Below are 12,956 nucleotides of genomic sequence, written 5' to 3'. Positions count from 1 at the left end.
AACTTCATAGAAATCTACTCCTGTTATCCAATTAGGACATCCTTTTATTATAAACTAGTTGTAGTATGGTTGGTAAATGAAATTTTCTTAATATAATGACTCGGCTGTATAAGAATAAATAAAACTTTGTCAATCTCACTAAGGACTGGAGTATCGGTCGGGAAATTCTGATTTTCGGAAAGGGACGCTCCTTCGAGGTGTTAGTATGAAGCACGTTGTTAAAATACAAAAAACTCCCAGAAATATTTAATTTCTAGGAGAAAAACCGTTTTCATTTTTAGCTTGCTGCAATTTCATCTTTTTTAACTTTTGCTTTCTTTTGTGCAATTCCCTTTTGAATCTCTTCCATTCTCTTCGCATCAAGGTTATAGAACCTCATAGCTGTAATCGATACTATTAAGCAAAGAGCTGGTATTCCAAACGCTAAGACTAAAGTTGTCACAAACAATGGTGTTGTTAAGGCATCCCCAACTTCAGGGAATTTCGTTTTGTAGCCAATAATTGCGACAACTGCTCCTACAATGGTAGGTGCTAAAGATGAAACGAGTGAATCAATAAAAGAGAAAATCGTTCCCAGCATACCTGGTACATAACGTCCTGATTTATGTGTTTCATAGTCTGAAACATCTGCGATCATAGGAACGACTAGTGTTGTTGGAATATTTGCAAACCCTATTGCTATTGAATATAAAACTAAGAATAAGATAGTCGTAAATCCAATATCCTTAAGTGAGATTGCTGATGGATTATCAATAAGCAAAAATAAAGCAATTAAGGCTGCAAAGGAAAGTATTCCGATCCACGCAGAAGTTACATATGATTTTTTTAACCCAGTCTTTCTTGCAATATTAACAACATAAAATGTAATTAATAGAGTTGGTACAATTGTTATCATACCAACGGTACCACTTAGCGTATAATCACCTAGTAAAATCCCAAAAAACATAACACCTACTACATTATAACGAGCAATACCCATCGCTAGTTTATCAAATGAAGCTGAAATGGAAAGCATTTGTAATGGCCTGTTACCTTTAATAACACCCCAGTACTCTCGTAAAGTTGTCTTTGTTCCTTCCTCTGCTAATCCATAGAATTCCTTCTTATCTCTTGACCATATACCTGCGATAGCAAGTACAGCACATATACCTGAAACAATAAGCCCATAACTATTCAATTCCATAAATAAAGGTAAAGTAAAATTACCGTGCTTAGCAATTAGAGAGTTTGAAACAAAAATTTGCCCGCCCGTGAAAACTCCAATGTTATAAATACTATCAAAAATGGCATAAAGCGGTCGCTGCTTTGGATGATTAGTTAATACCGTTTGACCTGCTTTTGTAACGCTTGCTTGTAATGAATAACCAATTTTATTAATAATTAACATAGCGGTAAAGAAAATAAACTGCATCGATTCTGGTAACATATGCGTTACAGTATAAATAATAATGATTGTACCAGCCGAAATTATATTTCCCAATACAATTAATGGCGTATACTTACCAAACTTAGACTCTGTTTTATCAATGATATATCCAATGGCAGGATCAATTACCCCATCAAATAGTCGTGCTGCCATTAAAACCGAACTGATTATCATAACAGCAAGTCCTGCAATCCCTGTAGCATAATAAGTGACAAACGCTAGGATAAACGCATGAAGATTAGTTGATGTGTTGTTTAGGGTAAAAAAGGCTATTTGCCATAGTTTTGCTTTATTAGATATTTCCACATTATTACTTGCTGAATTTGACATAATCATTACCCCCTTTAGAAATAAACCGCTATCATTTAAAAAGATAAAAAATAAATTCCCCTTAGCGAAAATCCTTTATGAATATTTACAATGCCAAAGTGATGACTTAGTCACCCCTTTGACATTGTAAAACCCCTTATGTTCTTAACCTTTATAACCAAAGTCCGGTATTTTTGTCCAACGTCTGCGTAACTCGTGTGCAGCATATTTTGGTTTCCTGTCGCGGGTAAAAATACCTTTTTTGTTTCCTTGAACACGAACAATTCCTTGTCCCGTTGCAAAATCAGCAAAGTTCCAAACCTGCTCGCCTACGAAATGATTAAATTCATCAAACACTTCATGGTTTGCTCTATAGAATTCTACTTGATATTCTTCCGTAAACATAACCGGTTCTACGTCGTGCAAGCCCGCTATCGTATCAGCACCATACTCGGTCATCATAAATGGTTTATTAGGGCAGCGATTTAGCCAGCCATTCAATTCTGCGCGAAGTTTTTCTTTAGCTGAGACCAAGTCCCCGCCATCAACATACCAGCCATAATAGCGGTTAAAGGCAAGAACATCCAGTAATTCCGCTACTTGATCCTTTTCTGGTGAAGATTGTATTTCAGTCACAATCGTAACAGGACGTTTTTGTGGGTCAAGTTCTTTTGCCAGCTCAACCAGGGGCTTAAAGTATTCATATGCTCCCTTTTCTTCAGTTGCAGCTTCATTAGCTATATTCCACAGAACCACAGAAGGATGGTTTTTATCACGTAAAATTAGTTCCTTAATTACCTGTTGGTGATGCTCAAATGTTTTAAGCTCCTTCCAGGTATCCCGTTTAGTTCCGCCGAGAAACACAACTAACATATTTAAGTGCATACCCACTGCTGGTACTTCATCAATGATGACAAACCCCTCACGGTCAGCAAGGCGCATGATTTCTTCTGAATATGGGTAATGGGCTGTACGGAATGAATTTGCCCCACTCCACTTCATCAGATTGAAATCCATAACATTAGCAGCTTCATTAAAACCTCTTCCATGAATCGGTGTATCTTCGTGTTTACCAAAGCCTTTAAAGTAGAATGGCTTTTTATTGATAAGGAACTGACCATCTTTTACTTCTACTGTTCTAACACCAAACGGCTGTTCATAAATATCGACAGATTCCTCATCCTTTTCCACTTCAACCTGTAGTGTGTATAAATAAGCATTTAATGGCTCCCATAGTCTTACATTGGGGATGTTAATTTTGCCGGCAACTCCTTCTGCCTCACCTACTACAACACCAGATTCGTCTACAGCTTTTACTTTTACTTTTACTTGTGCAGTGCCAGCTATCTCAATTGAATAGTGAACCTGTCCATCTATTTCCGTTACAATGGTTACATCCTTAACATAAGTAGTCGGTGTAGTATATATTTTCACTGGACGGTGCAAGCCAGCGTAGTTGAAGAAGTCAAAATTCGGCTGATTGCGTATTACTTTGCCAACTCCAGGAACATCCTTTTCTATTACTGTGCCAACAGGCAAAGTTGAGTAATCAAGAATATTGTTGACAGCAACCGTTAATCGATTTTTTCCTTTGTGTAAAAACTTATTTATTTCTGCTTCGAACGGTAAAAAACCGCCCTTATGTTCGACAACAAGTTCACCATTTACGAAAACCTTAGCTAGATGTGTTGCGGAACCGAATCGCAAAACCACACGCTCAGATTGAAGGATGGCGGGGACAGAAAATTCCCGCTCATACCATACCCAGCCAACATGATCGCGTATACTGGCATTTACTCCAATATCATTAAAGGAAGATGGTACAGCCATACTGATCGTGTCTGTTAATCCGTTTTCATACCATTTTTCCTGCAGTCCTTCACCTTTATCTAATTTAAATTTCCAGATACCATTTAAGTCGATGATACTGCGAGTTTCAGTAATAATTGGGTATAACATTCTTGATTACTCCCTTTTTCTTCGTTTTTTCTCTAACCAAAATCTTTGTTTAATAAAATTATGAAAAGTGGTTCATTTCATTTAAAAGTTAAAGACCTAAGATTTAATTTTTAGTAATCATTTCTTTTAATGGCTTACAAAATTAGTTGAATTAAGTTCCTTAATAAATTCAGTTAGTTTGTCTTCGGTAATGTCTCCACCACTAAAATTCATAAGAGCACGCAAAGGCATGTATTTTAACATCGCTTCCATCATTTCTGCACCCTCTCCGTGATCTGACCCAGTATCAAATAATGGACTTCCTTTTGTTAGCTCTCTAATTAGAGCATTAGCTTTTTCACCTAGAATTGGATCAGTTAAAAGATCTCCGACAGTCGAATTTCGGTGAACCTCCAAGAAAACTGGGGAAGTAGAGTGAACCATAATTTTTTCTGTTAGTTCAATTTCTCTGGATGATTTCCCCACCAAAATTTCAAATTCTCCTGATTCTACATACCAATCCTTCAAATCCGTGTTGTAATATGCAAATGCGCGTTTATCCAATTTAAAGGAAATAGTTTTGTCTTCCCCAGGCTGTAAGGAAACCTTTCCAAAGCCTTTTAATTCTTTTTCAGGACGAACTACACTGCTTTTTATATCTTTTACATATAACTGAATGATTTCTTTCCCAGGCACTTTTCCTGTATTTTTCACATTTACGGTAACTGTGACAGTTTCTGTATCTTTTATTTCTTTTTTATCAATTACAAGGTTTTTATAATCGAAGGTTGTATAGCTTAAACCATATCCAAATGGAAACAGCGGCTCAATCTGTTTTGTATCGTAATAACGATAACCAACAAAGATGCCTTCTTTATACTCAACTTTATCCCTCTCTCCTGGAAAGTTGAGATAAGAAGGGTTGTCACTTAATTTTACTGGAAAAGTTTCGGCTAGCTTTCCACTTGGATTAACCTCTCCGAATAGGATGTCTGCAATGGCACCTCCTAGTGCCTGACCTCCCAGGTAACCTTCCAGCAGCCCCTTCACCTTATCAAGCCATGGCATAACAAGCGGTGCCCCATTACTTAGTACAACAACTATATTCTTTTGTACTTCCGCAACCGCTTCCACTAAAAGACGGTGATTCTCCGGTATATTCAGGTGCTCTCTATCATACCCTTCAGATTCATATCGGTCAGGAAGACCTACAAACAATACGGTAACATCGGATTTTGCTGCCGTTTTCTTTGCCTCTTCAATTAATTGATCATCGATTAAATCCTTTTCAAGATGATAACCTTCCGCGTATAAAACGTTCACATTTTGACCCGCTGTTTTCTCTATTTCTTCATAGATATTTTCAAGCTTTGTCGGGTTAATGTGTGAGCTTCCACCGCCTTGATATCTTGGTTTTTTCGCAAATGAACCAATAATCGATATGGTTCCTTCTTTCTTTAACGGCAGGATATTATCTTCATTCTTTAATAAAACCATACTTTCACTTGCTGCTTTTCTTGCAAGCTTATGATGTTGTTCTTTATCATAGTCAGCGTTTTCTTTCTTGTTTTCTACTGCCATTAAGATAATACGTAGAATTCTTTCAACTGCCTGATCTAGTTTATCTTCTGAAAGCTGACCATTTCTTACAGCATCGATGATTTTCTTTTCACCAATCCCACTGCTTGAAGGCATTTCCAGGTCTAACCCGGCAACTAATCCGTCAACAGGTTCATTAACCGCCCCCCAGTCAGAAACAACAAATCCTTCAAAGCCCCACTCATCTCGCAGGATATCCGTTAACAGCGTTTTATTTTCTGATGCAAAATCTCCATTGACCTTGTTGTAGGCGCACATCACAGTCCATGGCTGCGCTTTCTTTATAGCGTTTTCAAAGCTAGCCAAATAAATTTCCCGCAACGTCCTTTCATCCACAATCGCATCAGTTGACATTCTTCGGTGTTCTTGATTATTTGCAGCGAAGTGCTTAAGTGATGTCCCAACCCCCTCACCTTGAACACCCTTGATATGGGACGCAGCCATTTCTGATGAAAGGAATGGATCTTCCGAAAAATATTCAAAGTTTCTGCCACAAAGGGGTGAACGCTTAATGTTTGCTCCAGGACCAAGAAGTACCGCCACATCCTCTGCCTGGCATTCCTTTCCTAATGCAACCCCAACTTCATATATTAACTCTTTATTCCAAGTACTAGCTAAACCGGCTGCAGATGGGAAACATGTGGCAGGAACACTGTCAAACAGCCCTAAATGATCTGCTCCCATTTTTTGTTTACGGAGCCCATGCGGACCATCGGTTACCATTATCGAGGGTATTCCCAGTCTTTCGATACCTTTTAAATTCCAAAAATCTAATCCAGAACAAAGACCAGCTTTTTCTTCCAAGGTCATTTGTGAGATTAATTGTTTTATATCTTGATTGATCATAATAACCTCCAAAAGGATTGTTTATTTCGTAAACGCTTTCCATGACTTGATTATAGGGAATAAAGATTTATAATTATGGTACATTTCAAATATTTTTTGTGTATTTCAAAGACAAAATTTTACTATTTATTATTTTTAGATATTTGGTATTACTCTGTTTTTACCGATTACCTTTATACATTCTTATAAAAATGGGGAGAAAATGAATATGAACTATAATGATTTAAGCTATATTTGCCAGCTGATATATGATTCGTTTCATATACCGGTTTTTTTTATAAATGAAAAGAAAGAATTGGTATTTGAATACAGTGCATCCTTTAGACATAATCCTTTATATCCATCTAAAGAGCAGATGCTCGTACAGCTTTTTAACGAGAATGAACCTTTTGAATTTCCAGTTTTTCAAACTACTGAGTATATGGAACGTTTCTGTGGGATCAGAATTTATGATCAGAACGAATTTAGAGGAAACGTTATCGTTGGTCCAACCATTAATTCTGTGTTTACGGATGATATGTTAACTCCCATCCTATCAGAGGCATTAGGGAAAATGAGGATTGGAAAAGAAGAAGAGATGATTTTACGAGACTATTTCCAGTCGCTTCCTGTCATTTCAAATCTTAAATTTATCCAACTGAGCATGCATTTGTATTACATGATCTATCAACAAAAGTTGGACATTGCAGGTATCATCGAAAACAATAAAACGAATGAAAGCATTTCATTGACCACTGAGGATCCGTCGATAAGTATCTCAAAAAGACGTCAAGATGTGTCTTTTCATCACGATTTAACTTATGAAAAAAGAGCACTTCAATTTATTAAAGAGGGACGAAAGGAAGAATTTATTACACACTGGAAATTAACAAATGAGGATAATCAATACGGGATTTTGGCTAAAAAGAGTCAGCTTCGGAACAAGAAAAACTTCGCCATCACCGTTATCACTCTTGGTACACGAGCCGCCATGGAAGGTGGATTACAGGAAGAGACTGCCTATACTCTTAGTGATTTATATATACAAAATATTGAGGAACTTAATGATAGTGCTAGTGTTGAACATTATATGGTAGAGGCATTAAGTGATTTCGCCGAGCGAGTTAGAAAAAATCGACAAACGAAATACTCAAAGCCAATTAATCATTGCATAAATTATATTTTTAACCACCTTTATGAACATTTACCAATAGTAAATCTTGCTGAATTGAATAACATGCATCCAAATTATTTATCTTCCTTATTTAAAAAAGAGGTTGGAGTATCACTCCCAGAATATATCCAGCGATCAAAAATAGATGAAGCAAAATCTTTACTAACATTTTCTGATTATTCAATTTTGAAAATATCTTCCCTATTAAATTATAATGACCAAAGCCATTTTACTAAGACATTTAAAAAGTTTACAGGAATCACTCCAAAACAATATAAGAATCAATCATTATCAAGTAAGTAAATAATAAAAACAAAAAAATGGGGCGAGATCCTATTATCTTTACCCCACTATCCATCCAATTTATTTACTCTACTTAATTAATGAGCATTTAAATCCAGTACAGACCTTACTTTTACTGCACTTATTTTAAATCCTGGCATTTTGCATACAGGATCGAGATCTTGTGAAACTAATAGATTCACATTTTGTGTGTCGGCCCAATGAAAAGGAACAAAGACTGTATCCTGACGAATGGTTTCCGACCATATACTCCTGACAACAATACTACCTCTTTTGGACTCAATCCTTACTAAGGAACGATCTTCTATCCCGTATTTTTTAGCCGTAACAGGGTGAATTTCTACAAAGGATTCTACATTTCTAGCTGCCAATGCCGGACTTTTTCTCGTTTGTACACCTGTTAAATAGTGTGCCATCACTCTTCCCGTTGTTAAATAGAGGGGATACTCCACACTCAACTGTTCCTTAGCTGGGTCTGGACGATTTGGAACTGCCACCATCTCTGCTCTGCCATCAGGGTGGGAAAACGAAGTTTCAAACAAACGAGTTGTCCCTTTATGTTCAAGCCCCGGGCATGGCCAAAGGATCCCTTCTTCCTTCCGGAGACGATCATAGGTGATACCGTAATAATCCGCTTTTCCTCCACGGCTAGCCACACGTAATTCATTAAAGATATCTTCCGCGGATGAAAAGTTAAAGTAATCTCCTTTTCCAAGAACACGAGCTACCTCGCAAATAATTTGCCAATCGTGTTTCACTTCTCCCGGACAAGGATAGCTAGCTTCCCTTAAAGTCACCCTTCCTTCCACATTCGTCATTGTTCCTTCATCCTCTAAATAAGAGGAAGCTGGTAAAATGACATCTGCTAATTTCGCAGTCTCAGACACAAACAGATCTACCGCTACTAGGAATTTCAATTTTTGTAATGCTTTTTTTACAAATAGTGCATTTGGATTAGAAACAACTGGGTTCGAGCACATTAAAAACATTCCAGTAATCTCACCATCATTGATTTTTTCCATCATTTCAAATGCAGAAACACCTTTTCTAGGTATTTCATCCTTTTCCACGCCCCAAACGCTCGCAATGTAAGTGCGGTGTTCTTCATTTTCGATTGACCTGTATCCTGGCAGTTGGTCTGCTTTTTGTCCGTGTTCTCTTGCACCCTGACCATTACCCTGTCCTGTAATGGCTCCAAAACCACAATTCTGCTTGCCAATTTTACCAGTCGAAACAAGAATATTCAGGAAATTACGAACGGCTATTGATCCATCCGTATGCTGCTCCACCCCTCTTGCAGTGAAAATCATTCCGGTTTCTTCTTTTCCAAACTTGCGAGCGGCTTTTTGAATTTGCTCTTTTGGAACACCTGTTATTTCCTCAATTTCTAGTAAATTCGTAGATGATAGATGTTGTTTGACTTCTTCAAAATTCTTAACCCGTTCATTTATAAATGTATGATCAACATAGTTTTCCTCGATGATCACCTTTAACAGCCCGTTTGCTAAAGCGGCATCTGTTCCAGGTTTGATTTTTAAATGCAAGTCAGCCATTTTGGTTGTCGCTGTTTCGCGTGGGTCAATGGCAATAATATAAGCACCATTTTCCTTTGCTTTCTCAAAATAGGGCATGATTGTAGGCTGACATTCGGCGATATTCGTCCCCGCAAGAATAATACATTGAGTATATGGAATTTCCTGCAGGCTATTGGTAAATCCTCTGTCGACCCCAAACGTTTGAGTGGCCGCAGAAGCCGCTGCTGACATGCATAGCCGACCGTTATAATCGATATATCTCGTTTTCAATGCGAGCCGAGCAAATTTCCCAAGTAAATAAGCTTCTTCATTTGTGATGGACGCACTCCCATAAACAGATAAGGCATTCAGCCCATCTTCCGCTTGAATTCTTGTAAAGTTAACTTTGATATGTTCCAATGCCTCTTCCCAGCTAACACGGACAAACTCTCCATTTCTTTTAAGCAATGGATATTTCAACCGTTCGTTATGAAAGCTATGTTGATGGGCATTCATCCCCTTCATACACAATCGGCCCTCAGAAGTAGGATTATTTTTTCCAATCGTTACATATTTTTTCCTGGTAACAATCGATTGTTCTAGCAGCTGCATTTTACATTGCATACTGCAAAATGGACATTGTGTATCATATCTTTTTTCTGACTTAACTTCCTGCTGCTTGGAGCGGAAATATTTCAATAACAATTCCGTCAACAGTCACTCCCCCTTTTTTGCGTATTATTATAATGAACTTTTTAAAAGCCATTTTTCGCTACTAAATTCTTTCGTAAAGCAATCTCCTCTGCCAAATGCTCGAGCAGCTGCTGGCGTAGTTCAACATCAAATAAAACTTCCCTTACATGAACTAATCCGACTCTTTCTACCCATTGCCATGTTCGCTCTAGGTAATTAGCAGTCTCACGATAATATTGAACAAATCCTCTGATTAACTCCATCGCTTCCTCAGTAGTTGCCGCAACACATAATAACTCACCTGAGCGAACATTCCTCCCGCTGCTTCCGCCGATATAAATTTCCCAGCCCCGGTCAACCCCAATGATCCCAACATCTTTTGTGGTCGACCCTGCACCATTATGCAAGCAAGAGGATATGCCCATTTTGATCCGATAAGGGGTAGTCAGGAATTCTAATTGCTTTTCGAGGCTTATTGCAAGCTCAATAGATGATTTTTTATCACATGAACAAATATGTTCCCCAATACATGTTTTAATGTTTTGGACACCATTAGCCTGCGTCGAACTCAAGGGCATGTTCAATTCTGCCCATACATCAGACAAATCTTCTTTTTTAACACCAAGTAAATGAATTCTTTGGTCACTTGTGATTGCGACATTATCTATTTGATATTTTTCAGCTACATGAGCTATTTTTTTTAATTGCTCAGGATTTGTGATTCCTCCATACATTTGTGGGATAAGTGTATAAGTCCCATTTGATTGAATCACTGCATTCATTTTTTCGTTAATAAAAAGGGCTTGTTGTCTACTCTCATACTCTGGATTGATCATCCCTAAATAATAGTTAATCGCCGGACGGCAAGTAGAACAGCCTTCACTATTTTTCCAATCTAAGACTTTCATAACTTCCTGTATGGTTGTTAATCCTTGCCTCTCTATCTCCTGAACCACTTCATCATCATTTAATGTTGTACAAGAACATAGACACGACTTTTCTTCTGAGATTTTCTCTACTTCATTATTCTGTATATATGACAATAGGTCGGACACGAGTGGTTTACATCCTCCGCAGGAGGTTGAAGCTCTCGTACATTTTTTGATTTCCTCAACAGTAGTTAACCCTCTTCGTTGGATAGCCTCCTGTATAGTTCCTTTCGTCACACTATTGCAATTACAAATAATCTTACTGGTGGGAATGGAAGCAATAGAAAAATCATCGTCCTTCTCCTGTGCAAAGAATGAAACCTTAAATATATCGGACACATCCTGATGTTTAAGAATCATATCGAGCAGTTTGGTTCGTTCTTTTGTATCACCAAACAACACAGCACCGATAATCCTATGATCCTGAAAAACTACTTTTTTATAAACCCTTTGAACTTCATCATAAATCTTTATAGATTGGATTGAAGAATTCTTATCATGAATGGCTCCTACTGAAAACAGGTCAATACCTGAAATCTTCAGCTGGGTGGAGAGGACACTTCCTTCGTAGCCTTGACCTTCTATACCACAAATCCGTTTTGCTAATACCTTACCTTGTTCATACAGAGGCTGTACTAAGCCATAGACCATTCCTCGATGCTCAACACATTCTCCAACAGCGTAAATGTTCGTTTCGCTCGTCTCCATATAATCATTTACTAGAATGGCACGGTTTGTTTCAATTCCAGAATTTTGCGCGAGTTGAACATTCGGTCTAACACCTGCAGCCATCACAATCAAATTTGCTTCAACTTTAGTTCCATCTTTGAAAATAACACCTTTCGCACCAATATCTCCAACGATTTCCTTGGTCTCTTTTTGGAATAGGAATTTCATTCCTTGACTTTCCAATTCTTCTTGAAGCATTCTTGCAGCAGTTTCATCTAACTGCCTCTCCATTAAATAACTGCCAATATGAACAACATTCACATCCATCCCAAGATTAAGAAGGCCCTTTGCTGCCTCTAATCCCAATACCCCTCCACCAATCACCACTGCTTTTTTATTTTTTTTAGAAATCTCTATCATTTTCTGACAATCTTCCATTGTTCTGAACGTAACCACTCCCTGTTTATCGGTACCTGGAATCGGAAGTGAAAATGGGACAGAGCCAGTAGCGATAATCAGATAATCGTAAGAAACCATTCGATGTTGATCCGTCTCGACAACCTGTAAATGTTTATCAATTTCAATTACTGTTTCTCCCGTAAACAAATTTATTTGATGATGCTCATACCATTCACGATCATGCAGCGTAATATCTCCAAAAGAAGTGCTCCCCTGTAAAATCGAGGATAAAAGAATTCGATTATAATTGACGTGGGGTTCACTTCCAAAAATAGTAATCTCAAAACCTGTAGGATCAAGCTTTAAAATTTCCTCTATACAGCGGACTCCAGCCATCCCGTTTCCAACTAATACCAGCTTTTTTTTACCCATTTTAAACCTCCAGCTGTTATTTCATCTGACATTAAACTTAATGCCATCAATTATCACATAAAGTCAAAATAAAAAAATGAAACACGTTACATTTCCTTACATACTTGTTTTCTCTCAGCGAAAACAAGTAGGGATTGTATTGTATTAAGAAATCCTATGTTTTCGCAATGTTTGTTGCTGTTTTCACCCCTGCGAGACCTGCATTTGGACTTCGTTCCCTTATTTAGGGGTTACTTTGTTGGAATAAGACCGGTATTCGGACAGGATTGTCCCCAATAAGGGGGATTTCTCATTAAGAGTCCCATTGAATTGTCCTCAATAAGGGGGATTAAGGACTAATCTCATTAAGAGTTCAATGGATTTGTCCTCAATTAGGGGGATTAAGGACTAATCTCGTTAAGTGTCCAATCGATTTGTCCTCAATAAGGGGGATTAAGGACTAATCTCATTAAGAGTTCAATGGATTTGTCCTCAATAAGGACGATTAAGGACTAATCTCGTTGAGAGTCTCATAGATTTGTCCTCAATAAGGGGGATTAAGGACTAATCTCATTAAGAGTCCCATTGATTTGTCCTCAATAAGGGGGGATTAAGGACTAATCTCATTAAGAGTTCAATGGATTTGTCCTCAATAAGGAGGATTAAAGACAAATCTCATTAAGAGTCCCATTGATTTGTCCTCAATAAGGGGGATTAAGGACTAATCTCACAAAGATTCCCATTGATTTGTCCTCAATAAGGGGGAT

6 protein-coding genes are annotated in these 12,956 nt (G+C 37.7%); 1 reads left to right on the top strand and 5 read right to left on the bottom strand.

The features are described 5' to 3' along the window. Positions 1 to 277: 277 nt before the first annotated feature. The 3 genes from F4694_RS14710 to F4694_RS14700 form a co-directional block, all read right to left on the bottom strand. Positions 278 to 1,756 (bottom strand): MFS transporter, encoded by a 1,479-nt coding sequence (locus F4694_RS14710; RefSeq protein ID WP_179599205.1) that lies wholly within the window; start codon positions 1,754 to 1,756, stop codon positions 278 to 280. 144 nt (positions 1,757 to 1,900) lie between these two features. Continuing rightward, on the bottom strand, positions 1,901 to 3,694 hold the full coding sequence (uidA, locus tag F4694_RS14705; protein ID WP_179599203.1) for a beta-glucuronidase: 1,794 nt from the start codon (positions 3,692 to 3,694) through the stop codon (positions 1,901 to 1,903). A 126-nt stretch (positions 3,695 to 3,820) separates the two neighbouring features. After that, a complete protein-coding gene (locus F4694_RS14700) occupies positions 3,821 to 6,115 on the bottom strand; it encodes a glycoside hydrolase family 3 C-terminal domain-containing protein (RefSeq protein WP_179599721.1) in 2,295 nt (764 codons plus the stop codon). 211 nt (positions 6,116 to 6,326) lie between these two features. Between F4694_RS14700 and F4694_RS14695 the strand changes: the two genes are divergently transcribed. Next, positions 6,327 to 7,574: a helix-turn-helix domain-containing protein gene (locus F4694_RS14695; RefSeq protein ID WP_257029249.1), complete on the top strand. Its 1,248-nt coding sequence runs from the start codon at positions 6,327 to 6,329 to the stop codon at positions 7,572 to 7,574. Between the two features lie 77 nt (positions 7,575 to 7,651). Here the strand turns inward: F4694_RS14695 and nasC are convergent, their stop codons facing one another. Further along, positions 7,652 to 9,802: an assimilatory nitrate reductase catalytic subunit NasC gene (gene nasC / locus F4694_RS14690; protein WP_179599199.1), complete on the bottom strand. Its 2,151-nt coding sequence runs from the start codon at positions 9,800 to 9,802 to the stop codon at positions 7,652 to 7,654. Between the two features lie 41 nt (positions 9,803 to 9,843). Next, a complete protein-coding gene (gene nirB, locus F4694_RS14685; protein ID WP_179599197.1) occupies positions 9,844 to 12,210 on the bottom strand; it encodes a nitrite reductase large subunit NirB in 2,367 nt (788 codons plus the stop codon). Positions 12,211 to 12,956: the final 746 nt, after the last annotated feature.

It is taken from the genome of Neobacillus driksii (assembly GCF_013409995.1).
Classification (GTDB): Bacteria; Bacillota; Bacilli; order Bacillales; family Cytobacillaceae; genus Neobacillus; species Neobacillus driksii.
The sequence above is the reverse complement of the archived record's forward strand: the minus strand, read 5'-3'. Positions and strand labels throughout refer to the sequence as shown.